Source organism: Actinomadura sp. NPDC048394 (genome assembly GCF_040651755.1).
Classification (GTDB): Bacteria; Actinomycetota; Actinomycetes; order Streptosporangiales; family Streptosporangiaceae; genus Spirillospora; species Spirillospora montaniterrae.
The window spans coordinates 1-22,383 of the sequence record NZ_JBEZJL010000107.1 but is presented as its reverse complement, the minus strand read 5'-3'; the positions used below and the strand labels follow the sequence as shown (position 1 = coordinate 22,383).

17 protein-coding genes are annotated in these 22,383 nt (G+C 75.5%); 5 read left to right on the top strand and 12 right to left on the bottom strand.

The window, feature by feature from the left end; genetic code table 11:
* Window positions 1-3: 3 nt before the first annotated feature.
* The 8 genes from AB0C78_RS45915 to AB0C78_RS45880 all read right to left on the bottom strand — a co-directional run bounded on the left by AB0C78_RS45915 (window position 4) and on the right by AB0C78_RS45880 (window position 10,413).
* Complete coding sequence (locus AB0C78_RS45915) at window positions 4-1,425, bottom strand: amidase (protein ID WP_360761150.1); 1,422 nt, start codon at window positions 1,423-1,425, stop codon at window positions 4-6.
* Between the two features lie 73 nt (window positions 1,426-1,498).
* Window positions 1,499-2,356: an alpha/beta hydrolase gene (locus AB0C78_RS45910; protein ID WP_360761148.1), complete on the bottom strand. Its 858-nt coding sequence runs from the start codon at window positions 2,354-2,356 to the stop codon at window positions 1,499-1,501.
* 25 nt (window positions 2,357-2,381) lie between these two features.
* On the bottom strand, window positions 2,382-3,947 hold the full coding sequence (locus AB0C78_RS45905; protein ID WP_360761146.1) for an amidohydrolase: 1,566 nt from the start codon (window positions 3,945-3,947) through the stop codon (window positions 2,382-2,384).
* Window positions 3,944-5,206, bottom strand: a complete 1,263-nt coding sequence (locus tag AB0C78_RS45900; RefSeq protein ID WP_360761144.1) for an amidohydrolase — start codon at window positions 5,204-5,206, stop codon at window positions 3,944-3,946. The genes AB0C78_RS45905 and AB0C78_RS45900 overlap by 4 nt, the downstream gene beginning before the upstream one ends.
* The gene (locus tag AB0C78_RS45895; protein WP_360761142.1) at window positions 5,203-6,012 is read right to left on the bottom strand and encodes an ABC transporter ATP-binding protein; all 810 of its coding nucleotides are present in this window, start codon (window positions 6,010-6,012) and stop codon (window positions 5,203-5,205) included. The genes AB0C78_RS45900 and AB0C78_RS45895 overlap by 4 nt, the downstream gene beginning before the upstream one ends.
* Window positions 6,009-7,844: a dipeptide/oligopeptide/nickel ABC transporter permease/ATP-binding protein gene (locus AB0C78_RS45890; protein WP_360761140.1), complete on the bottom strand. Its 1,836-nt coding sequence runs from the start codon at window positions 7,842-7,844 to the stop codon at window positions 6,009-6,011. Before AB0C78_RS45890 ends, AB0C78_RS45895 begins: the two co-directional genes overlap by 4 nt.
* A complete protein-coding gene (locus AB0C78_RS45885; protein ID WP_151541753.1) occupies window positions 7,841-8,854 on the bottom strand; it encodes an ABC transporter permease in 1,014 nt (337 codons plus the stop codon). Before AB0C78_RS45885 ends, AB0C78_RS45890 begins: the two co-directional genes overlap by 4 nt.
* Window positions 8,854-10,413, bottom strand: a complete 1,560-nt coding sequence (locus AB0C78_RS45880) for an ABC transporter substrate-binding protein (RefSeq protein ID WP_360761138.1) — start codon at window positions 10,411-10,413, stop codon at window positions 8,854-8,856. The genes AB0C78_RS45885 and AB0C78_RS45880 overlap by 1 nt, the downstream gene beginning before the upstream one ends.
* 126 nt (window positions 10,414-10,539) lie before the next feature.
* Between AB0C78_RS45880 and AB0C78_RS45875 the strand changes: the two genes are divergently transcribed.
* The gene (locus tag AB0C78_RS45875) at window positions 10,540-11,625 is read left to right on the top strand and encodes an Lrp/AsnC family transcriptional regulator (RefSeq protein WP_360761136.1); all 1,086 of its coding nucleotides are present in this window, start codon (window positions 10,540-10,542) and stop codon (window positions 11,623-11,625) included.
* A 31-nt stretch (window positions 11,626-11,656) separates the two neighbouring features.
* Here the strand turns inward: AB0C78_RS45875 and AB0C78_RS45870 are convergent, their stop codons facing one another.
* Together AB0C78_RS45870 and AB0C78_RS45865 are read right to left on the bottom strand one after the other, a co-directional pair.
* Window positions 11,657-12,409 carry a hypothetical protein gene (locus AB0C78_RS45870; RefSeq protein WP_360761134.1) on the bottom strand — a complete coding sequence of 251 codons (753 nt, stop codon included), beginning with the start codon at window positions 12,407-12,409 and terminating at the stop codon, window positions 11,657-11,659.
* Window positions 12,410-12,495: 86 nt separating this feature from the next.
* Window positions 12,496-12,693 (bottom strand): hypothetical protein, encoded by a 198-nt coding sequence (locus tag AB0C78_RS45865; protein WP_225991807.1) that lies wholly within the window; start codon window positions 12,691-12,693, stop codon window positions 12,496-12,498.
* A 221-nt stretch (window positions 12,694-12,914) separates the two neighbouring features.
* Between AB0C78_RS45865 and AB0C78_RS45860 the strand changes: the two genes are divergently transcribed.
* The 4 genes from AB0C78_RS45860 (at window position 12,915) to AB0C78_RS45845 (ending at window position 17,917) form a co-directional block, all read left to right on the top strand.
* On the top strand, window positions 12,915-13,832 hold the full coding sequence (locus AB0C78_RS45860) for a hypothetical protein (protein ID WP_360761132.1): 918 nt from the start codon (window positions 12,915-12,917) through the stop codon (window positions 13,830-13,832).
* A 148-nt stretch (window positions 13,833-13,980) separates the two neighbouring features.
* On the top strand, window positions 13,981-16,476 hold the full coding sequence (locus AB0C78_RS45855) for a tetratricopeptide repeat protein (protein WP_360761130.1): 2,496 nt from the start codon (window positions 13,981-13,983) through the stop codon (window positions 16,474-16,476).
* Between the two features lie 115 nt (window positions 16,477-16,591).
* The gene (locus tag AB0C78_RS45850) at window positions 16,592-16,960 is read left to right on the top strand and encodes a PH domain-containing protein (protein ID WP_173095052.1); all 369 of its coding nucleotides are present in this window, start codon (window positions 16,592-16,594) and stop codon (window positions 16,958-16,960) included.
* A 165-nt stretch (window positions 16,961-17,125) separates the two neighbouring features.
* Window positions 17,126-17,917, top strand: coding sequence for an SAM-dependent methyltransferase (locus tag AB0C78_RS45845; RefSeq protein ID WP_360761128.1), 792 nt, complete (start codon window positions 17,126-17,128; stop codon window positions 17,915-17,917).
* Window positions 17,918-18,032: 115 nt separating this feature from the next.
* Here the strand turns inward: AB0C78_RS45845 and AB0C78_RS45840 are convergent, their stop codons facing one another.
* Together AB0C78_RS45840 and AB0C78_RS45835 are read right to left on the bottom strand one after the other, a co-directional pair.
* Window positions 18,033-21,056: an SMC family ATPase gene (locus tag AB0C78_RS45840; RefSeq protein ID WP_360761126.1), complete on the bottom strand. Its 3,024-nt coding sequence runs from the start codon at window positions 21,054-21,056 to the stop codon at window positions 18,033-18,035.
* A complete protein-coding gene (locus AB0C78_RS45835) occupies window positions 21,053-22,183 on the bottom strand; it encodes an exonuclease SbcCD subunit D (protein WP_360761124.1) in 1,131 nt (376 codons plus the stop codon). Before AB0C78_RS45835 ends, AB0C78_RS45840 begins: the two co-directional genes overlap by 4 nt.
* Window positions 22,184-22,383 lie beyond the last annotated feature (200 nt).

Genomic DNA, 22,383 nt, shown 5'->3' with positions numbered 1-22,383 from the left:
GCGTCACCACTCGGGAGGGCGGTGGCCGTCCCACGGGGCGGCCGCCTCGACCTGGGCGCAGAGCGCGAGGAGGCCGGCCTCCCCGGCGGGCCGCCCCACCAGGCTCACGCCGACCGGCAGCCCGCCCTCGGCACGGTGCAGCGGGAGGTTGGCGACGGGCTGGCCGGTCATGTTGTAGACGCTGGTGAACGCGCTGAACGCGCTCTGCCGGCGGAGGTTGTCGAGCGGGTCGGCGTCCTTCTCGTCGAAGTACTCGACCGGCTGCGGCAGCGCCGCCAGCGTCGGCGTCAGGACGGCGTCGTAGCGGGCCGTCGCCTCGATGGACGCGCGGGCGGCGCGCTGCATCCCGCCGACCGCGGCGGCGAAGGAGGCGCCGTCGATCCGGCGGCCGTACGCGCGCCATGCGCGGGTCACCGGGCGCAGCGACTCCTCCGCGTCCGCATCGACGGCGTGGCCGAGCGACTGCACGCCCCACACCGTGACGAAGAAGTCGGAGACCTCGGGACCGAAGGGCGTCGGGATGTCCTCGACCTCGTGCCCGAGGCCTTCGAGCACGCGGGAGGCGTGCTCCCACGCCTCGACGCACGCCGGGTCGACGTCGACGCCGGGCGCGGCGGGCACGGCGTAGCGGCCGATGCGCAGCCGTCCGGGCTCGCGGCCGGCGTGGCCGAGGAAGGTCTCGCCGGCCGGGAGGGGCGGCGCCCAGTGCGGGTCGCCGGGCATCGGGACGGCCATCAGGTCGAGCATCGCGGCGGCGTCCCGGACGGTGCGCGCGAGCGGGCCCTGGACGGCGAGGCCGCTCACGTCGGCGGCGTCCGGGCCGGGGCTGATCCGGCCCCGGGACGTCTTCAGCCCGAAGAGGCCGCAGGAACTCGCCGGGATCCGGATGGAGCCGCCGCCGTCGCTGCCGTGCGCGACGGGCGCGAGGCCGAGCGCCACGGCGGCGGCCGCGCCGCCGCTGGAGCCGCCGGCCCCGCGGGCGCGGTCCCACGGGTTGCGCGCCGGGCCGGCCACGTCGTTGTCGGTGTAGCAGCAGAGCCCGAACTCGGGGGTGTTGGTCTTGCCGAGGCTGATCATGCCGCCGCGGCGCAGCAGCGTGACGACGTGCGCGTCGCGGTCGGGGACGTGGCCCGCGTAGGCCCGGGAGCCGTAGGTGGTGGGCACGCCGGCGGTCGGCGTCAGATCCTTGATCGCGGTCGGCACTCCGGACAGCGGCGTGGGGGCCTCATCCGCCGCCGTGGCGCCGGTCATCGCCTCGGCCTGCGCGATCGCCCGGTCCGCCGTGACGGTGACGAAGGCGCCGTAGCGATCGTTCAGGCGGTCGATGCGGGCCAGGTAGTGGCGGACCAGTTCGGCGGGGGCGACCTCGCCCGCGCGCACCGCCGCGGCCTGGTCGAGCGCGGTGAGTTCGTGCAGCTCCGTCATTCACCCCACTCTAATACCGACCGGTCGGTATGTCAGGGGCGGAGATCGCCGCGGACACCGGACGCGGCCCGGATCAGCCCATCCGGGAGAGGGCGGCGGCGACCTCGGCGGACGGGGCGTCGCCCAGCAGGATCGTGTAGTGGTTGGCGTCCGGGAGCGTGCGGACCGGGATGCGCGCGGCGATCGGCACGGGGTCGGGGTACAGCGGCTCGGGCTCGTCCAGCATGCCGCGTCCGGCCCGCAGCATCTCGGTGGGCCGGCGCAGCCGCCGCCACGCGCCCGCGAGCGCGTCCTCGGTGAGCAGGTCGGCGGAGTCCGCGGACACCGCGTCCAGCGAGACCCGGCTGCGCAGTTCCGGTTCCTCGCCGGTCATGTCGTAGTCGACGTAGGCCTCGATCGCGGGCGTCCAGACCTTGAACGCGGGGTGCGCGCGCCAGAAGTCGCGGTTGGCCTGCCGGTCGGCGAACCGCATCCGCAGCCGCGCGGCGGCCGGGCCGATCGTGTCCGCGACCTGCTCGTCGGGCGTCCGGCCCGGCGCGACGGGCAGCGGCGGCCCGCCGTCGACGAGCAGGATCCGCTCCACCTTGCCCGGGTACAGGTCGCCGAGGACGAGGGAGACGAACGCGCCCATCGAGTGCCCGGCGACGACGGCCCGGTCCATGCCGAGCGCGTCGAGGACGGCCGCGCAGTCGCGGGCGTGCGCGGCCATGCCGTACGGCCCGGGCAGCTCGCCGCTGCGGCCGCGACCGCGCAGGTCGACGGCGGCGAGGCTCCCACCGGCGGCGGCGAACCGGGCGGCCACCGCCCCCCACGACAGGTGCGACCCGGTGATGCCGTGGACGGCGAGCACCGACGGCGTCCCCTCGCCCCAGAGCCCCACGGTGAGGTCCCCGCCGGGGACGGCGACGGTCGTCGTGCGATACCCGCTCATGCCGCGCAATCTACTCCGGCCGCCCTCACCCGAGGGGGTCGCCGTGGACCTGCCGGCCCGCGAGGAACGTCGCGTCCACCGTCAGGTCCTCGATCTCCTCCGGCGGGACGCGCGTCGGGTCGGCGGAGACCACGGCGATGTCGGCGTACTTGCCGGGCGCGAGGGACCCGGTGACGTCGTCGGCGTGCAGCTGCCAGGCCGCGTCGATCGTCTGCGCGCGCAGGGCCTGCAGCACGCCGATCCGCTCGCCGGTCCCGAACGCGCGGCCCAGGCGGGACGTGCGGGTGGCGGCGACCGCGACGTTGTGCAGCGGGTTCGCCGGGGTGACGGGCGAGTCGTTGTGCAGGGACACCCGCATCCCGGTGCTCAGGGCGGTGCCGATCGGCGCCCATCGCCCGGCGACGTCCGCGCCGAACAGCTCGTCCAGCACCTCGCCCCAGTAGTAGATGTGGTCGGGGAACAGGCTGCACGTGACGCCGAGCGCGTGCGCGCGCCGGAACTGCTCGGGCCGCATCGAGCTGGCGTGCTCGATGCGCAGGCGCCGGTCGCCCGGGCGGCCGCCGAGCATCTCCTCCCAGACGTCCAGGACCTGCTGGACGGCCTCGTCGCCGTTGGCGTGGCAGGCGAGCTGCCAGCCCTGCGCGTAATAGGCGCGGGAGATCTCCAGGAGTTCGGCGGTGCTGTAATTCGGGGCGTGGCGTTCGCCGCTGGAGAGATACGGGAACGACGCGGCGAGATTGCCCGTCCACGGCGATCCGTCCGCCCAGGTCTTGATGCCGACCTGGCGGATCATGTCGTCGCCCGCGCCGGGCTCGACGTCGCTTCTCAAGGCGGACGTCGACACCTCGTAGAGGCGGAGCCGGGTGGTGAGCGGGACGTTCTCCAGCAGCGGGCGGGCGCGGGGGTCGAACGCCATTTCGCTCATCATCGTCACGCCGCGCGCGTTCACCCGCGCGCTTTGCGCCAGCAGGGCCGGAGCGGCGTCGGTGATGCCGTCGCGGAGATGCCCGGTGACCATGGAGATCGCGGCGGGCTCGTAGGCGGCACCGGCCAGTTCACCTGCGGCGTTGCGGGTGAACCGGCCGCCGGGCGGGTCCGGTGTGGTGGGGGTCAGGCCGGCCTGGCGCATGGCCGCGGAATTGAAGAACACCGCGTGACCGGAATTGTGCATGATGATCAGCGGAGTGGCGGGGGCCAGCTCGTCCAGCCAGGAAAGGGTCGGCTCCGGCAGCCCTTTCTGCAGCAGCGGCTCCCAGCCGTTGCACACCGTCATCGGACGCGTGGCGACGGCTTCGCGAACGGCGGCGAGCACCTCGTCCGCCGTGGCCAGGACGACCGGCCGGATGTCGACCAGCGCGGGGCTCTGCACGGTCGCGTCGCCGAGGAAATGGCCGTGGGCCTCGACGAATCCGGGCAGGACGCAGCCGTCGACGTCCACCACGCGCGTATGAGGACCGCGCAGGCCGTCGAGGTCGTCGAGGTCGTCGCCGACCGCGAGGACGCGGTCCCCCCGCACCGCCAGGGCCCCGGCGGACGGTCGGGCGTCGTCCATGGTGATGACCCGGCCGCGCAGGATGAGGTCGGCCGTCATGACAGGTACGCCAGCGCCGCGCCGGTGAGGGCCGTCGTGCCCGCCTGGACGGACGCCTCGGGATCGGGCGCGAACAGGGAGCTGTGGTTGCTCGGGATCGTCGCGAGCTTCTCCTCGGGGCTCTCCCCCGGCGCGTCCATCCACGCCTGCAGCGGCGTGCCCCCGAAGAACCAGAAGTCGGACGGGACGGCGGTGCCGCCGTTGTGCTCGGCGAACCCGAAGACCGAGAAGTCCTCGCTGCCCATGAGCGGGCCGTGCTCGATGACGGCCTCCGCGCCGAACAGCTCGGCGTGCACGGCGGACACCCGGGCGTCGGCGGCGGCGTCGTTCACGGTCAGCGGGAAGTCGCCGGACACGGCCAGCTCCGGCGGCCGGGGGCAGCCGGACGCGGCGCACTCGGCCTCGGCGATCCGGTGGATCGCGGCGAGCACCTCGTCGCGGACCCGCGCGGACTGGCTGCGGAAGTTCAGCGCCACGTGCGCCTCGTCCGGGATCACGTTGGCCTTCGTGCCGGCGCGGATCATGCCGGCGGTGACGACGACGGAGTCGCGCGGCGACACCTCCCGCGACACGATCGTCTGCAGCCGCGTCACCAGGTGCGCGGCGGTGACGACCGGGTCGACGCAGGTCTCGGGCGCCGAGCCGTGCCCGCCGCGGCCGAAGATCCGCACGTCCACCGTGGTCGCCGCGGACATCATGAGACCGGGGCGGTGCACGATCGCGCCCGCCGGGAACGCGCCGACGTGCTGGCCGAGCACCGCGTCCGGACGCGGCAGCCCCCGCCACGCCGCGTCCCGGACCATCGCCAGCGCGCCCTCGCCGAGCTCCTCGGCGGGCTGCGCGACGACCAGCAGCGTCCCCGACCAGAGCGCGGTCCGCCGGGCGAGCGCCTCGGCGGCCGCGATCAGGCAGGTGACGTGCACGTCGTGCCCGCAGGCGTGCATCACGCCGGGCACCGTGCTCGCGTAGGGCAGGCCGGTCCGCTCGGCCACGGGCAGCGCGTCCATGTCGGCGCGGACCAGCACGACCGGGCCGTCCCCGTTGCGCAGGACGCCGGCGAGGCCGGTGCCGCCGACGCCCTCGGTGACCTTGTATCCGGCGGCGTGCAGCCGCGCGGCGACGATCCCGGCGGTGCGGTGCTCCTGCCAGGAGAGCTCGGGATGGGCGTGCAGGTCGCGGTACAGCTCCCCCAGGCCGGCGGCGTGCTCGCCGAAATCGCTGAGGGTCTCGCGGGTCCGCTCCGCGGCGCGGCTGGTCACGTGGTCTCCTTCGGCGGCAGTGACGGCGCGCTCGCGAGCAGCCGTCGGGTGTAGGGGTGGGACGGGGCGGCGTAGATGTCGCCCCGTTCGACGATCACTCCGCGGTGCATGACCGCCACGGAGTCGCTGACGTGCCGGACGACCGCGAGGTCGTGGGAGATGAACAGCATCGTCAGCCGCAGCTCGGCGCGCAGCCGGGCGAGCAGGTTCAGCACCTCGGCCTGGACGGAGCAGTCCAGCGCGGAGGTGATCTCGTCGGCGACGACGACCTCGGGGCGGGCGACGAGGGCGCGGGCGATCGCGATCCGCTGCCGCTGGCCGCCGGAGAACTCGTGCGGGTGGCGGCGGGCGGCGTCGGGTTCGAGCGCGACCATCTCCAGCCCGGCGGCGATCTGGTCGGCGTGCGCGCGGGGGTCGGCGCGGCGCGGGTCGATCGCCTCGGCGAGCGCGCGGCCGATCCGCATCCGGGGGTCGAGGGAGGAGTTCGGGTCCTGCGAGATCAGCTGGATGCGGCGGCGCGCGGCGGTGAGGCGGGCGCCGCGCAGGCCGGACACCTCCCTGCCGTCCAGCAGGATCCGGCCCGACCGGGGCCGGACGAGCCCGACCATGGCCTTGGCCAGCGTCGACTTCCCCGACCCTGACTCGCCGACGAGCCCGACCGTGGTGCCCTCCGGGACGGCGAGGCCGACGTCGTCGAGGACGGTGTGGGCGCGGCGCCCGTGCCCGAACACGACGGTGACGTGCTCGGCGGTGAGCTTCCCGGCGGCCGGCCCGGCGGCGGCCGCCTTCTCGGCGGGCAGCGTCATGATGCGGTCTCCTCCACGGTGAGCGCGACGGCGTGGCAGGCGGCGCGATGGTCCGTCCCGACCGCGACCGCGGCGGGCCGTTCCTCGGTGCACCGCGGCATGACGAGCGCGCAGCGGGACGCGAACGCGCACCCGGCCGGACGGTCGGCTGGCGCGGGCGGACGTCCGGGGATCGTGGTCAGCTCCGCGCCCCCGTCGCCGTCCGTGTCGAGGCGGGGCGTGGCGTCCAGCAGGGCGCGCGTGTACGGGTGCCGGGCGCGCCCGGCGGCGAGGTCGGCGACCGGCAGCTCCTCGACGATCCGCCCCGCGTACATGACCAGGACCCGGTGGCACAGCGACGCGATGACGCCGATGTCGTGCGAGATGAACAGCATCGCGGTGCCGTCGCGGCGGTTGGCCTCGCGGAGCAGCTCGAGGATCTCGGCCTGGACCGTGACGTCGAGCGCGGTGGTCGGCTCGTCGGCGATCAGCAGCCGGGGGCCGGTGAGCAGCGCCGACGCGATCATCGCGCGCTGGCGCATCCCGCCGGACAGCTCGTGCGGGTGCTGCCGCAGCCGCGCCTCCGGGCGGGTGATCCGGACGGCGTCCAGCGCCTCGGCGGCGCGCTCGCGGGCGGCGCGGCGGCCGAGCCCGCGGTGCCGGCGCAGCACCTCGGTGAGCTGCCCGCCGATCCGCAGCGCCGGATTGAACGACGCGGCCGGGTCCTGGTAGACGACGCCGATCTCGGTGGCGAGGCGGTCGGGCGCGGCGCCCGCGAGCAGGTCCAGGTCGTCCAGCCGGAGGGCGCGGGCATCGGCGGCGACGGTGTCGGGCAGCAGCCGCGCGACGGCCATCGCGGTGAGGCTCTTGCCCGATCCCGACTCCCCGACCACGCCGACGATCTCGCCGGGACGGACGGTGAAGGAGACGCCGTCCACCAGGTCGACGTCCCCGGCGGACACGCGCAACTCGGTCACGGTGAGCAGCGCGCCTTCCTCCGCGGGGGCCTCGGCCGGCACGGGCGCCTTCTTCATCCGCCCCGAGATCCCGACCCGGTGCGGGTCGGCGCCCGCCGCGAGGCCGTCGCCGACGAAGCTCGCCAGCACGCCGGTCAGCGTGATCGCGACCGCCGGGCCGAGCGCCTCCGCCGGGTTGGTGTAGAGGGCGTCCAGGCCCGTGTTCAGCAGCGCGCCCCAGTCGTAGGACGGCGCCTGCACGCCGAGGCCGATGAACGACAGGCCCGACAGCGCCGTCAGCGTCCCGGCGAACGCGACCGACAGCAGCACCAGCAGCGGCTCGGCGATGTTCGGCAGCAGGTGCCGGACGAGGATCCGGTGCGGCGGGACGCCGAGCAGCCGCGCGGCGGAGACGAAGTCGCGGCCCGCGACGGACGCGGCGAGGTTGGCGGTGAGCCGCGCGAACGCCGGGCTCCACGCGACGCCGATCGCGACGACGGCGGCGACGGTGCCCGCGCCGAGGATCGCCGCGACGGCCAGCGCGAGGATGATCGCCGGGTAGGACACCATCACGTCGATGAGCCGCAGCCCGGCCTCCCGCACGCGCGGGCCCGCGACCCACACGGCGGTGCCGAGCAGGATCCCGATCGTCCCGGCGATCGCGGTGGCGATCACCGTCATGACGAGGGTGAGGCGGGTGGCGACGAGGGTGCGGGCCAGCACGTCGCGGCCGAGCGCGTCGGTGCCGAGCCAGTGCTCGCCGGACACGCCCTCGCGGGCGGCGCCGGACAGGTGCGTCGCGTCGCCGCCCCAGACCAGCGGCGCCACGACGGCGAGGACGGCGATGAGGCCGAGCCCGGCCAGCCCGGCGGCGAGGCCCCGGGACGAGCGGATCATGAGCGGCTCCTCGCGGTCAGCGTGCGCGGGTCGAGCAGCCCGAGCAGCACGTCGATGAGCAGGTTGAGCAGGGCGGCGAGGATGCCGAGGACCAGCACCGTGCCCTGGATGACCGGGTAGTCGCGGTTGGTGATCGCCTGCACGACGCGGCCGCCGAGGCCGGGCCAGGCGAACACGCTCTCCACGATGATCGTGCCGCCGAGCATCGCGGTGAGCATCAGCCCGCCCATGGTGAGCGTGCTGGTCAGCAGGTTCGGCAGCGCGTGCCGCGCGTACAGGGCGAGCGGCGGCAGGCGGCGGCCCCGCGCCGTCCGCATGTAGTCCTGGTTCAGCACCACGGCGGTCTCCCGCCGGACGATCCTCGCCAGCACGCACGTCGACGGCAGCGCCACCGCCACCACCGGCAGGACCAGCGCCGACAGGCTGGACGCGCCGGCGGCGGGCAGCAGCCGCAGCGTGATCGCGAAGACGAGGACGAGCAGCGTGCCGAGCACGTACTCGGGGGTGGCGCCGAGCAGCCCGGTCGCGAAGGTGAACGCCGCGTCCAGCCGGCGCCGCCGCCCGCCGCGGGTCGCGACGGCCACGGCCATCCCGAGCGGCACCGCGACGGCGAGGACCAGCAGGATCGCCAGCAGCGCCAGCTCCGCGGTGAACGGCAGCCGCCCGGCGATCACGTCGGCGACCGGCTCGCGGGTCTGGAACGACGTGCCGAGGTCGCCGTGCAGGAGCCCGGAGACGTACGAGCCGAACTGCGCGGGCAGCGGGCGGTCGAGGCCCAGCTCGTGCCGGAACCGCGCCACCTGCGCGCCGGTCGCGTCCGTCCCGGCCAGCGCCCGCGCCGGGTCGCCCGGGATCAGCTGCACCATCAGGAACGTGACCGCGACGAGGGCGACGAGCACGCCCGCCAGCCCGGCGAGCCGGCGCAGCAGGAACCCGATCCACGGGTTCCGGACGCGCCCGCCCGCCTTCACCGGCCCGGGCGCCGGGGCCTCCTGGACGGCGGCCGTCATCAGCCCTGGACCCGGAACGAGGTCGGGTCGACGGCGCCGGCGGTGACGACGGCGTCGGCGTCCTTGCCGAGCACGAACGCGACCGGCACGGTCGACAGCGGCACCACGTCGTCACGCTGCAGCAGCGCCTTCTGCGCCGCGCCCCACGCCGCGCACTTGCCGGCCTCGTCGGTGGTGGCCATCGCCTTGCCGAACCCCGCGTCGAAGCCGCCGTTGCGGATCCCGCCGAAGTTGCGGCCCTCGGGCGGGTTCGGGCCGGTGAGCAGGATCGCGCCGGCGGTGAGCGTCCCCTGGAAGTTCAGGTGCGCCATCACGGTGACGTCCCAGTCGCCCTTGTTGGCGAGGACGTCGGACGCCCAGGTGGCGTTGTCGACGTTGCGCAGCGCGACCTTGGCGCCGGCGGCGCGCAGGGCCTCCTGCACGTAGGTGTTGCCGGACCCGCCGGCGACCCCGTTCGTCCCGCTGAGCTTGACGGAGACGCCGTTCAGCGCCTTCTTCGCCGCCGCCGGGTCGGTCCCGGTGACGATCGAGGCGTCGGTGTTCGCGCACTGGCTGGTGCTGTCGCTCCAGCTCTTCATCACCTCGCCCTTGCCGCCGTAGACCTTGTTGAAGGCGGCGGGGTCGAGGGCCTGCGCGACCGCCTTGCGGAACCCCGGGTCGGCGCCGGGGTGCCCCTTGCGCTCGTTGAACACGACGAACATCCGCAGCAGCGGCTGCACGTGGACGTGGTAGCCGCCGCCGGCGAACCGGGCCGCGTCGGGGCCGGTGAACGCCGCGTAGTCCAGCTCGCCGGTGCTCAGCTGGTTGGCCGCGGTGCTCTCGTTCGACACGATCGACAGCCGCACCGTGGACGGGCGCTCGCCCGCGGGCACCTTCGCCTTGGTGTAGGCGGGGAACGCGTTGTAGCCGTCGCGGAGCTTGAAGGTGTACTGCCGGCCGCGCTGCGCGTCGGTCAGCGTGTAGGGGCCGGTGCCCGCGCCCGCGACCGGTCCCTGGCCGAGGGCCTTGGGGTCCTTGAGCCCGGGCGGGCAGACGATGCCCGCGTTGGTCATCGACATGGCGGGCACCAGGTCCGACCACGGCCTGGCCAGCTTGACGGTGACCGTGCGGGCGGCGTCGTCGGACGACACGGTGACCTTGGCGCCGGGCCCGAACGCCAGCCCGGTCCCGGCGGCGCCGGTCTTCGGGTCGGCCCACCGGCGCAGCGACGCGGCGACGTCGCCGGCGGTCAGCGGCTTGCCGTCCGAGCAGGTCAGTCCCGCGCGGAGGGTGAAGGTGGCCGAGTCGGGGGCGACGGTCCACTTCTCGGCGAGGCCGGGGACGACCGACTGGTCGGCGTCGCGGTAGACGAGGGTGCCGAACTGCATCCGGGCGAAGGAGTAGTCGGTGGCCGCGGTGCCGAGCGCCGGGTCGAAGGTGTTGGCGTCGGACGTCACCGCGTACCGGAACGGGCCGCCGCCGCCCGCGGACGGTTCCGAGGAGGTGGTGCAGCCGGAGGAGATCAGGACCGCGGCGGCCGCCAGCGCGGCGGCCGGGACGGCGGAGCGGAAACGGGCCATGGGCTTCTCCCGGGGGACGAGAAAGACGGTGGGAGCGGTGCAGACCAGGATCGGGTCCGGCGCGAAAACTCGAGTAGATTGCACGAATGCCGCGTGAACACCCCCTCGCATGCACGGAACCGGCGCATGGATGAGCTCGACCTGGCGCTGGTGAACGCGCTGCAGCACGACCCGCGCGCGTCCTGGGCGCGGCTCGCCCGCCCGCTCGGCGTCGACGCCGCCACGCTGTCGCGCCGCTGGGCGCGGCTCGGCGCGTCCGGCGAGGCGTGGGTGACCTGCTACCCGGGTCCCTCGCAGCTCGACTTCGGCGCGTTCGCGCTGGTCGAGGTCGGCTGCCTGCCCGGCGCGAACCAGCGCATCGCCGCCGAGATCGCCGCCGACCCCTGCACCGGCAGCGTGGAGCACACCACCGGCGGCCGCGACCTGCTGCTGACCGTCAGCGCCACGAGCGTCGCCGCCGTCAGCGGGTACGTCCTCGACCGGCTCGGCGCGCTCGACGGGATCACCTTCACCCGCACCCACCTCAGCCACCGCCTGCACCGCGAGGCGAGCCGGTGGCGGCTGGACTCGCTCAGCCACGACCAGCGCCGCGACCTGGAGCGCGGTACCGGCTCCGGGACCGGGCAGGAGCCCGGGCCGCTGCGCGACGACGAGGTGGCCGTGCTGCTCGCGCTCGCCCCCGACGGCCGCCGCTCGCACGCCGCGCTCGCCGCCGAGCTCGGCATGCCGGAGACGCGGGTGCGGCGCGCGCTCACCGGCATGCTGTCCAGCGGGCGGGCCGTGCTGCGCTGCGAGGCCGCGCACTGGCTGGCCGGCTGGCGGGTGACCGGGATGCTGTGGCTGCAGGTCCCGCCGCCGCGGCTGCGGGCCGTCGCCGACAGGATCGCGACGATGCGCGAGGCCCGCATGGTGTGCTCGGTCGTCGGCCGCGCCAACCTCATGGTCAACGTCTGGGTGCACGGCATGGACGAGCTAGCGGCCTACCAGGCCCGGCTCGTCGCGCTGTACCCGGAGATCCAGATCGTCGACCAGTCCGTCACGCTGAAATGGATCAAGCGGGTCGGCCGGCTGCTGGACGAGCAGGGCCGCGGCGTCGGCTGCGTCCCGCTGGACCCGCGCAAGACCGCGCCCACCGACCCGACCGCGCCCACCGACCCGACCGCGCCCACCGACCTGATCGCACCCGCCGACCTGACCGGGCCGCCCGGCTGACCGGACCGCCCGGGGGCGGCGGCCGGCGGGCTCAGCCCCGGATGGAGGGGCGGCCCGCGATCAGGTCGCCCACCGCGGTGGCGAGACGCTGGACGGGGCGCCGGTACCGGCGCTCGCGGGCCACCGCGCGCCGCTCCTTGCGCGAGCCCGGCTTGTAGCGGCGCCGCGCCCACGGCGACCCGGGACGGGCCAGCCGGATCGCCCCGACGAGCGCCACGAGCCCGATGAACAGTCCGATCAGCCCCGTCCACGTCTTGCCCTTGAGCAGCGCGACGACGGCCAGGCCGAGATCGATGAGCAGCACCGCCGCGAGCTCCCACCCGCCGCCCGCGTCCTTCGAGCTGGCGAAGGCGTCCGCGCCGAGCGGGCGCAGCCCGAGCAGCAGCAGCCCGCACAGCGCCACCGTCACGAACACGACCTCGACCGACAGCCGCCCCTGCTCGGTCCAGTAGACGTCCTTCAGGTGGAAGACCAGCGCGAACTCGTCCAGGACCAGCGCCATCCCCGCGCCGAACAGGGCCGCGGACGCCGCCGCCCAGCCGGACGAGTCGTCGGTCACCGCCAGCCCGCCGATCCCGCCGACGCACATGAACACCAGGCCGAACACGACATGGTGGATGTGCCGGCCGCCGGGCGTGACGTTCCCCGGCCACCACCGCACCCGCTTGCGGATCATCCGGACGCTGAAGCGGATGAACAGGAACGCCGCGATGAACGCCACGAAGAAGCAGAACAGCCGGAGCCGTCCGGTGTCGGCGATCTCCCGGGTGAACCACGCGCCCATGCCCGGCACGTTCCCCGTCCCGCGCAAAGGCAGGGAACGCCGCAGGTGAAGGCGCGGTCGCGGCGGCCCCCGCCCGCCGCGCCGGATCACTTGCTGGGCTGCGGCGTCTTGCAGTGGACCTTCGGGTTCGCGCCCACGTAGTTGAGCGGGCCGGCCACGATCGTGACGACGACCGTGCCGACCTTGGCGCAGCTGGCCTTCCGGTCGTCGTAGTAGTGCCGCTGGCCGGCGGCGATGGCACCGATGACCAGCCAGATCAGGACGATGGCCGTTCCGACGCGCACGGCAGCCTCCGGGGGGACGTGGCCGCCGTCTCCTGGTCGTTTCATGATCGGCGGCCGGGGGTGTCGTGGGTGTGCCCGCCATGGGCCGGACCTAACGCGCCCGGGCCGGAATGTGGCGCCGTCTACACCGTACGGCACATGCGGCGGGCCGGCCGGCGACCGTAGCGTCGGCGCCGTCATCGGGTCCCACGGGGGGCACCCGACCTGGCGGAGGAAGCACCATGGACAACTCTGTGACGACCACGGGGAGCGAGTACGCGGGGGTCCTGCTCCTGCTGCTGCGCCGCTACGCGGCGAACCTGCCGGACGGGCGGCGCAACGACGTCGACCGGACCGTCTGGGCGGCGCTGGACCGCGTCCCGGGGGCGCGGGCGTCGGTCGCCGAGATGGTCGGCAAGGCCGACGCGCTGCCGCAGGACCGCAAGCGCGCCCTGTTCGGCGGCACGCACGCCTTCCAGCCGGCCGCGACGGCGGTGAGCGCCCCGGAACTGGAGCAGGTCATCGGCCGGCTCGGCGGCCGCACCGCGCCGCCCGCGCCGGGCAGGCCGAGCGCGCACAAGTACGACCTGCGGTTCTCGCACCTCGTCTGCGACGACGAGAGCAACCCCGAGGGGCTCGGCAAGGACGAGCCCTACGAGGTCATCAGCATGATCACGCAGGCGCAGATGGAGGCCGGCACGCCCGCGCGCACCGTGCGGACGCCGGTGTACAAGACCAACGAGGGCGACCGGGCGCCCGCGTCGGGCTCGGAGGACCTGCGGCTGTGGGGCGCCGGCGCCCCGGCGGTCATCGACTCCGACCTGCTGGTCACGGCGGCGCACCTGGAGCACGACCTCGGTGACATCTCCAAGATCGTGTCGGACGTCACCGCGGTGGTCACCGCCGCGGCGGTGGCGGCCAAGGCCGCCAAGCAGGACCTCGTCGCGGTCGCCCTCGGCATCGTCGCGAGCCTCGGCGGGCTCGTCACCGCCCTCGGCGCCGACGACCCGGTGGGCGAGCCGCAGCAGCTGCTGTTGAGCCAGGCGGACGCCGACGCCTACACCAAGGACGCGGCGCAGGTGACCCTGCCCGCGCTGCGGTTCAACGGCGGCGACGCCAACGGGATCTACCGCTCGTTCCTGACGCTGCGCCGCTCCTGATGCCGCGCCGGTCCTGATGCCGCACCGGTCCCGGTACCGCGCCGGGCGGGCACGGCCGCCTTCGGCCGTGCCCGGCCGGCACGTCTGGCCGGAGCGGGCCGCCGGTGCCAGACTTCCGCACAGGAGTCCACGACGCACGGCGGGACCCATGACGCACGGCTCGGGACCGGGCCGCCACAACCTGCCGGCGGAGACGACCCGCCTCGTCGGGCGGGAGCGCGACATGGCCGAGCTGGCCGCGCTCCTGCCCGGCGAGCGGCTCGTCACGCTGGCGGGCCCTGGCGGGATCGGCAAGACGCGGCTGGCGCGGCACCTGGCCGCCGGGGTGGCCGGCCGGTTCCCCGGCGGCGCATGGCTGGTGCCGCTCGCCGACGTGCGCGACGCCCGGCTGGTGCCGCAGGCGGTGGCGGCGGCCGTCGGCGTCGCCGAGGAACCGGGACGGGCGCCGGCCGACACGCTGCTCGCGGCGCTGCGCGCCCGCGGGATGCTGCTCGTCCTCGACAACTGCGAGCACCTGGTGCAGGACTGCGCGGTGTTCGCGCACCGGCTGCTCGGCGGCTGCCCGTCGCTGCACGTCCTCGCCACGAGCCGCGAGCCGCTGCGCGTCCCGGGCGAGGTGGTGTGGCGGGTGCCGCCGCTGGACCTGCCCGCCGAGACCGTCACGGACGTGGACCGGATCGGCGGGCACGCGGCGATCCGGCTGTTCGCCGAGCGGGCCGCGGCCGCCCGCCCCGGCTTCGGGCTGACCAGCGGCAACGCGCCGGTCGTCGTGCGGCTCGCGCGCGGCCTGGACGGGATGCCGCTCGCGCTGGAGCTGGCCGCCGCCCGGGTCGGCTTCCTGACGGTCGAGCAGATCGCCGACCGGCTGGACGAGCGGTTCCGGCTGCTGGTGCGGGGCAGCAGGACCGCGGCGGCGCGGCAGCGGACGCTGCGCGCCACCGTCGACTGGAGCCACGACCTGCTGGGCGCCGACGAGCGCGTGCTGCTGCGGCGGCTGTCGGTGTTCGCGGGCGGCTGGACGCTGGAGTCCGCCGAGCGGGTGTGCGGCGACGGGCTCGACGTGCTGGACGTCCTCGGCGGCCTGGCGGCGAAGTCGCTGGTGGTGACCGACGAGCCGGCGCGGCACCGGCTGCTCGAGACCATCCGGCACTACGCCGCCGAGCGGCTCGCCTCCTCCGGCGAGGCGGACGCGGTCGCCGCCCGGCACCGCGGCCACATGGTGGAGCTGGCGGAGCGGCTGGAGCGGGACGGCTGGCTCGACCCCTTCGTCCCCTGGGAGCGCCGCCTCGCCGCGTTCGAGGCGGTGAAGGCCGAGTCGGAGAACCTCCGTGCCGCGTTCGACGCCGCGATGCGGGCCGGGGACGTCCGCGCCGGGCTGCGGCTGTGCACGTCGCTGCGCTGGTACTGGCTCATCCAGGGGCGGGTGGCGGAGGGCGTCTCGTGGTTCGAGCGCTGCTTCGCCCTGCCCGGCCGGGTGGAGCCCGCGGTGCGGGCGCGCGCGTGCCGGGCGTACGGCGAGGTCTGCTACGACCACGGCGACTACGACGAGGCCAGGGCCCGGGTAGGCGAGGCGCAGGAGGCGTTCCAGGCGCTGGGCGACCGGGCGGGCGTCGACGGATGCCTCACGACACTGGCTCTCATCGGCATGCGCTGCGGGGACGACGCGGACGCCGAGACCGTCCTGGACGGGGTCCGGCGGCGCGCGCACACGGACGGCGAGCCGTTCAACGAGGCGCTGGCCCTCTCTGCGCTCGCAGCCCTATCGGCGAGGCACGGACGGCTGCGGACCGCGGCGCGGCTCAACGAGGAGTCGCTGACCATCTTCCGCCGGATGGGGCACCTCGGGCTGGCGGCGAACACGCTGATCGGGCTCGGCCTCATCGCGCTCGTCCAGGGCGACCCGGACCGCGCGGCGCGGTTCTACCGCGAGGCGCACGGCATCGTCGGCGGCCCGGACGGGCTGCGCCCCCAGCGGGCCCGCTGCCTGGCCGGGCTCGGCGCCGCCGCCACCGCGCTCGGCGACCTCGGCGCCGCCCGGCGCCACCTGGACGAGAGCCTGCGCCTCACCGGGCTCACCGGGCGGCGCAACGCCGTCGCGCGCGTCCTGGAACTGTGCGCGGCACTGGCACTGCGCGAGGGCGACGACACCCGCGCGGTCAAACTGCTCGGCGCGGCGTCGGCGCTGCGGGAAAGGGCGGGCGTCCCCGGATCGCCGTCCGCCGGGGCGCGCCAGGAGACGCTGGTGGAGGACGTCCGGACCCGGCTTGGCCCGCCGGCGGTCGCGCACCTGTGGGCGCGGGGCCGGGACATGGAGATGGACGAGGCGATCGCCCGCGCCACCGAACCGCCGTCCCCGGCCACCGCGCCTGCCGCCTCGCCGATTGTGGCCACGGACGCCCGGCCGGGCGCGGGCACGCGTCCGATACGTCCCGCGAGCACGCTCACACCGCGCGAACTGGAGGTGGCGGCGCTGCTCGCCGCCGGGCTGACCAACCGGGAGATCGCCGCGGAGCTCGTCATCAGCCCCGGGACGGCCGGGCGGCACGTGGCCAACATCCTCGGCAGGCTCGGGTTCTCGTCCCGCGCCCAGGTGGCCGCGTGGTGGGCGGCGCGGCGGCGCGCCGGCCGGGAGCCGGACGCCTGAGCGCGGCGAGCGGCGGAAAGCCCGGGCCCCGGGAACGGGAGGCGGTCTACGCTCGTCGAAACGTGTCGGACCACCCACGAGCACTCGGACCAACCACGAGCACCGGAGGACGGACATGGGCGACGGCGTCGAGCACGACAGGTCGGGCCAGCTCAAGCAGATCGAGAGCGGGCTGCTGCCCGGCGAGCAGGTCATCGCGGTCTACGACGCGATCGGCACCGGCACCGGGTTCGTCGGCCTCACCGACCGGCGGGTGATCATCCAGGACAAGAGCTTCGCGGGCAAGAAGTACGCGATCACCAGCATCCCCTACTCCAAGATCACCTCGGTCAGCGTGGTCAGCAACAAGTCGTGGGCGGGGCCCTACTTCTCCTCCGGCTCCATCGCGATCAACGTCGGGACCCTCTCCTACGAGGTCGAGTTCCGCGGCGCCGACAAGAGCCACCACGTCCACAACGTGATCCTGGACTTCATCTCCCGCTGACCCCGCGCGCGCCGGATCCGTGCCCGCCCCCGGGAGGCCGGGCGCGGCCTCCCCGCGCCCCGACGAATGGTGGCTTTCCGCGACGCCGGACCTGCGCACGGTGATCGCGATCCACTAGACTGGAGGCTCCTCGACCCACCCCCGCTCCCAGTCGAGGGGACACGAATGACAGACCGCCAGCCCCCCGGCCCCGGCCTCCCCGGCGCCGCCCTCAACCGCATCTACGACTACTCGCTCGGCGGCAAGGACAACTACGGCGCCGACCGCGCCGTCGCCATCGAGGCGTTCGGCTCCTTCCAGGCCGCCCGGCTGCTGCCCCGCGAGAACCGCAAGTTCCTGCGCCGCGCCGTCCGCCACATGCTGGACGAGGGCGTCCGGCAGTTCCTCGACGTGGGCTGCGGCCTGCCCGGCAAAGGCAACGTGCACGAGGTCGTGCACGCCCGCGACGCCGCCGGCCGGGTCGTGTACGTCGACATCGACCGCGTCGCCGTCGTCCACTACCAGGCGCTGCTGCACGCCGTTCCGAACGCGGCGGCGGTGCACGGCGACGCCCGCAAGCCGCACGCGATCCTCGCCGACCGGGAGGTCACCGCGCTCATCGACCTGCGCCGCCCGGTCGGCGTGCTGATGACCGCGACGCTCGACGCGATCCTCGACGAGGAGGACCCGGAGGGCATCGTCCGCGCGTTCACCGACGCGATGGCGCCCGGCTCCCACCTGGCGATCTGCGACTTCACCGACGACGCGATGACGTCCTGCGAGCGCGCCCTGCAGGACCGGATCGTCGCCGACGCCGGGCTGGTGTTCACCTCCCGCTCCCGGTCCCGGATCGCCGCGTTCTTCGACGGCCTCGACCTGGTCGAGCCCGGCCTCGTGCCCGCGCCCGAATGGCGTCCCGACCGGCCGCACGAGCCCGCGACGGGCTGGCTGGTCGCGGGCGTCGGCCGCAAACCCTGACCCCGCGGCCCCGGCCGCCAGCCCTGACCCCGCGGCCCCGGCCGCAAGCCCTGCCCCCCGGCGCCTCCAGGCGCAAGCCTTGGCCCTCGCGGCGGGCGGAGCCGCCGGGGGGCGCTCAGACGACGATGCGCGCGGTGGACCCGGTGCGCTCCTTGGTGACGCGGAGCTGCGCCGGGATCCGGGCCCGCAGCTCCGCGACGTGGCTGACGATGCCGACGGCGCGGCCGCCGTCGCGCAGGCCGTCCAGCACGTCCATCACCTCGTCGAGGGTGTCCTCGTCGAGGGTGCCGAAGCCCTCGTCGACGAACAGCGTGCCGATCTCCGCGCCGCCCGCCTCCGCGGTGACGACGTCGGCGAGACCAAGCGCCAGCGACAGCGAGCTGATGAACGACTCGCCGCCCGACAGCGTCACCGGGTCGCGCTCCAGGCCCGTCCACGCGTCGGCGACGCGCAGCCCGAGCCCGCCCGCGCCGTGGCTGCGGTCGCCCGCCGCCTTGTCGGTGGTGTGGACGAGCGCGTAGCGGCCGCCCGACATCCGGCCGAGCCGCTCGTTCGCGGCGGCCACGACCTGCTCCAGCCGCGCGGCCAGCACGTACGCCGACAGCGACATCGAACGCCGGTTCGCGGCGTGCTTACCGGACGTCAGCCCGGCGAGCCGCTCGGCGACCCGGTACCGCTCCGCCGCCGGGCGCCAGGCGCGGACGGCGGAGCCGAGGTCCGCGCGCAGCCGCGCGAGCCGCTCGCAGCGGTGCCGGGCCCGGTCCGCGGCGGACGCGGCGCCGGTCCGCGCGTCCTCCGCCTCCGCGAGCGCCGCCTCGAGCGCGTCCAGGTCGGGGGCCGGTCCGGCGGCGGCCTCGGCCAGCGTCCGGTCGGCGAGCAGGTCGCGGACGAGGGCCTCCTCGTCGTCGAAGCGGCGGAGCCGGTCGCGGAGCCCGGCCTGCTCCTCGTCCGGCATCGCGGCGGCGAGCACCTCGTCCGGCGTGCGGAAGCCCTCCTCCTCGGCGGTGGCCTTGGCGCGCGCGCGAGCGGCGGCGAGTTCCTCGGCGGCGCGATCGGCCTCCCGTAGCGCGTCCATAGCTTCGGCCAGCGCGTCGGCCTCGCGGCCGAGCCGGTCGATGCGCGCCTCCAGGGTCGGGTCGGTGCCGCGCGCCTCGTCCAGCGCCGCGCGCAGCCGCTTCTCCTCGGCGTCGAGCTCCGCGCGCCGGGTGCGGTTCGCGGTGAGCGCCCGGACGTTGCCGTCCCGCGCGTCGCGGACGCGTTCGAGCTCCTGCTCGTCGCGGTGCAGGACGCTCTCCAGCCGGTCGGCCTCCGCGGCCCGCGCCGTCGCCGCCGCGAGCAGTTCCTCGGCCTCGGCCAGGTCGGCGGCGAGCGCCTCGGCGGCCGACTCGCCGACGGTCTCCAGCAGGCCGTCGCGCTCGGTTCTCAGCGCCTCCACCTGGCGCGCCGCGCCCTCCCGGTCGTGCTGGGCGCGGTCGGCGTCGGCCTGCGCCTCGTCGACCTGCTCCTCGGTCGGGATCAGCGCGAGCGACGTGACCGGGGCGGGATGCTCGGTGGAGCCGCAGACCCGGCAGGGCTCGCCGTCCTCCAGCTCCCCGGCGAGGACGGCCGCCATCCCGTCGAGCCGCGCCTGCCGCAGGTCGAGGACGTGCTGCCGGGCGTCCTGCGCGGCGTCGACCGCGTCGCGGTGCGCGGCCTCCGCCTCGCCGAGCAGGTGCCCGACCTGGTCGCGGCGGTGCGCCGCGTCGAGCCGGCGGCGCGCGTCGGCGACCGCGGCCTCCGCGCCCGGACGCCCGGCCGCGGCGATCCGCGCCTCGTCGAGTTCGGCGCGGCGCGCCTCGACGATCCCGGGAAGGTCGGCGAGGGCCGCGGAGATCCGCGCCTCCTCGGGTTCGAGGCGCGCCATCTCGCGCTCCAGCTCCGCCCGCTCGGCCTCCAGCTCGCTCAGCCGCGCCGCCTCCTGCCGGCGGTCCGCGAGCTTCGCCATCTCGTCGCGGCGCGCGCGCTCGGCCTTCGCCAGGACGTCCTCGGACGCGCTGGGCGGAAGCAGCGTCCCGACCCGGGAACGGGTCTCCTCGGCCCACCGGCGCGCCTGGCCCGCACGGACATGCCGGTCCTGCACGGCGCGCACCAGCGGCACCACCCGGTCGGCGCGCGCGGCGGCGTCGAGCCCCGACGCCAGCCGCGACCGCTCCTCCGCGCGCGCGGTGAGCGCGTCACGGCGCGCCAGCGCGTCGGCGTGCCGCCGCCGTCGCTCCGCCACCTCCCGCCCGGCCTCCAGCGCCTCGCGCGCCGCCCGCACGACCACGTCCGCCTCGTCGCGCAGCGCGTCGGCGACCGCGCGGACGTCGGCGTGCTCGCCCGCCAGCTCCGCCGCCCACGCCGGAAGCACCTCCACGTCCGCGGCCGGCTCCGGCACCTGCTCGCCGCGGCGCGGCGCCGGGACCGCCGGACGCTCACCGCGCGGCGCCGCCGAGCCCGTCGCCTCCGCGATCCGGTCCGCGATCGAGGACGCCGCGGCGGCGAGCTCGGCCGCCTCCCGGCCCGTCGCGGCCCGCCGGTCCGCCAGCCACTTCTCGACCTGCGTGAACACCTCGGTCGCGAACAGCCGCTCCAGCACCTTGCGGCGCTCGTCCGCACCCGCGCGCAGGAACCCCGCGAACTCGCCCTGCGGCAGCAGCGCCACCTGGCAGAACTGCGCCGCGTTCATCCCGAGCAGCCGCGAGATCAGGTCGCCCGCCTCGTCCAGCCGGGTGGTGAGCCCCGTCCAGCCGCCGCGCTCGAACTCCTCCAGGATCACCTTGGCGTGCTCGGTCGTCGTCCCCGACCCGCGCAGCTTCGGCCGCTCCCACGCCGGCGACCGCGTCACCCGCAGCCGCCGGCCCCGGATCGTCGTCTCCAGCACCACCCGCGGGCCCGCACCCGGCGCCGCGTGGTCGCTGCGCAGCCCCTTCACCGCGTTCCGGACGCCCGGGACCTGCCCGTACAGAGCGAAGCACACCGCGTCCAGGATGCTGGTCTTCCCGGCGCCCGTCCGGCCCTGGATGAGGAACAGCCCCGCGTCCGACAGCGCGTCGAAGTCGATCTCCTCCGTCCCGGAGAACGGGCCGAACGCGGCGACCTCCAGCCGGTGGAGCCTCACGCCAGCGCCTCCTTCCGGCGGCAGTGCTCGAACGCCTCGTCCAGCAGCGCGCGCTCGGCCTCCGTCGCCGGGCCGTCGGTGACCTCCGCGACGAAGTCGCCGGCGATCTCGGACTCCGACCGCTCGCGGACCCGCTCCGTCCAGGTGCGGGCGTCGTCGGAGCCGCCGCCCTCCGGCTCGAAGCCGAGGACCAGCGCATGCGGGAAACGGCGGCGCAGCCGCTCCATCGCCGCCGACGGACGCCGCTCGTCGGTCAGCGTGATCTGCAGCCAGCGGTCCTCGTACTTCGCGAACTCCGACCCGGCCAGCAGGTCGTCGATACGGCCCCTGACGCGCGCGATGCGGCGCGGGACGGGCGCCTCCACGAACTCCGCCGCCACGCCGTCCTCGCGCAGATCGACCAGCCACGACCCCTTGACGTGGTGCTCCTCGGAGAACGAGTACGCCAGCGGCGACCCCGAATAGCGGACCCGGTCCGTGATGGCCCAGCGGCCGTGCAGATGCCCGAGCGCCGCGTAGTCCACGCCGTCGAACACCGACGCCGACACCTGCGCCGAACCGCCCACCGAGATGTCGCGCTCGCTCTCGCTGCTCTCACCGCCCGTCACGAACGCGTGCGCCAGCACCACCGAGCGCAGCCCCGGACGCTCCGCCGCGTCCGCGCGGACCCGCCGCATCGCCTCCGTCAACGCGGCGGCATGCGTGCGCTCCTCCAGCTCCCACGGATGCCGGACGAGCTCCGGCTCCAGATACGGAATGCCGTAAATCGCCGCGTCACCGACGACGACCGGCTCCCCCACCCGCGCGAAATCCGTGCGGACATGCACGCCCGACCGGTCCATCAACGCCGACCCGAACCCGAGCCGCCGCGCCGAATCGTGATTCCCCGCGATCAGCACCACCCGCGTCAGCTCCGCGAGCCGCGCGAGCGCCTCATCGCACAACCGCACCGCGTCGACCGCCGGCAGCGCCCGGTCATAGACGTCGCCCGACACGAGCACACAGTCCACCCGCTGCTCGCGCACGGTCGCGACGAGATCGTCGACGAACGCCGCCTGCGCGGCCAGCAGATCCTCGCGGTGAAACGATCTGCCGAGATGCCAGTCGGAGGTGTGCAGGATTCGCATGTCGCAGCAACCATAGGCACCCCGTCCGACACATCCGGCGCAGAAACGCCGTGTTGGCTTCAATCCCGGCCCAAGTGCCTCGCCTGGCGGCTCGGCCCTTGACCGTGATTGGGCGAGCGCGAACTCGCTTCGCGAGCTTCCCGGTGGGGCTCGCCTTCGGCTTCGCCCCACCGGTCAGATAGCGCGCTCGCGTGACGGCT

Coding starts and splice junctions, on each gene's coding strand:
- AB0C78_RS45910 (WP_360761148.1), bottom strand. CDS start 2,356: ATGAGCGGGTATCGCACGACGACCGTCGCCGTCCCCGGCGGGGACCTC.
- AB0C78_RS45915 (WP_360761150.1), bottom strand. CDS start 1,425: ATGACGGAGCTGCACGAACTCACCGCGCTCGACCAGGCCGCGGCGGTG.
- AB0C78_RS45845 (WP_360761128.1), top strand. CDS start 17,126: ATGACAGACCGCCAGCCCCCCGGCCCCGGCCTCCCCGGCGCCGCCCTC.
- AB0C78_RS45880 (WP_360761138.1), bottom strand. CDS start 10,413: ATGGCCCGTTTCCGCTCCGCCGTCCCGGCCGCCGCGCTGGCGGCCGCC.
- AB0C78_RS45875 (WP_360761136.1), top strand. CDS start 10,540: ATGGATGAGCTCGACCTGGCGCTGGTGAACGCGCTGCAGCACGACCCG.
- AB0C78_RS45850 (WP_173095052.1), top strand. CDS start 16,592: ATGGGCGACGGCGTCGAGCACGACAGGTCGGGCCAGCTCAAGCAGATC.
- AB0C78_RS45905 (WP_360761146.1), bottom strand. CDS start 3,947: ATGACGGCCGACCTCATCCTGCGCGGCCGGGTCATCACCATGGACGAC.
- AB0C78_RS45870 (WP_360761134.1), bottom strand. CDS start 12,409: ATGGGCGCGTGGTTCACCCGGGAGATCGCCGACACCGGACGGCTCCGG.
- AB0C78_RS45885 (WP_151541753.1), bottom strand. CDS start 8,854: ATGACGGCCGCCGTCCAGGAGGCCCCGGCGCCCGGGCCGGTGAAGGCG.
- AB0C78_RS45835 (WP_360761124.1), bottom strand. CDS start 22,183: ATGCGAATCCTGCACACCTCCGACTGGCATCTCGGCAGATCGTTTCAC.
- AB0C78_RS45895 (WP_360761142.1), bottom strand. CDS start 6,012: ATGACGCTGCCCGCCGAGAAGGCGGCCGCCGCCGGGCCGGCCGCCGGG.
- AB0C78_RS45855 (WP_360761130.1), top strand. CDS start 13,981: ATGACGCACGGCTCGGGACCGGGCCGCCACAACCTGCCGGCGGAGACG.
- AB0C78_RS45860 (WP_360761132.1), top strand. CDS start 12,915: ATGGACAACTCTGTGACGACCACGGGGAGCGAGTACGCGGGGGTCCTG.
- AB0C78_RS45890 (WP_360761140.1), bottom strand. CDS start 7,844: ATGATCCGCTCGTCCCGGGGCCTCGCCGCCGGGCTGGCCGGGCTCGGC.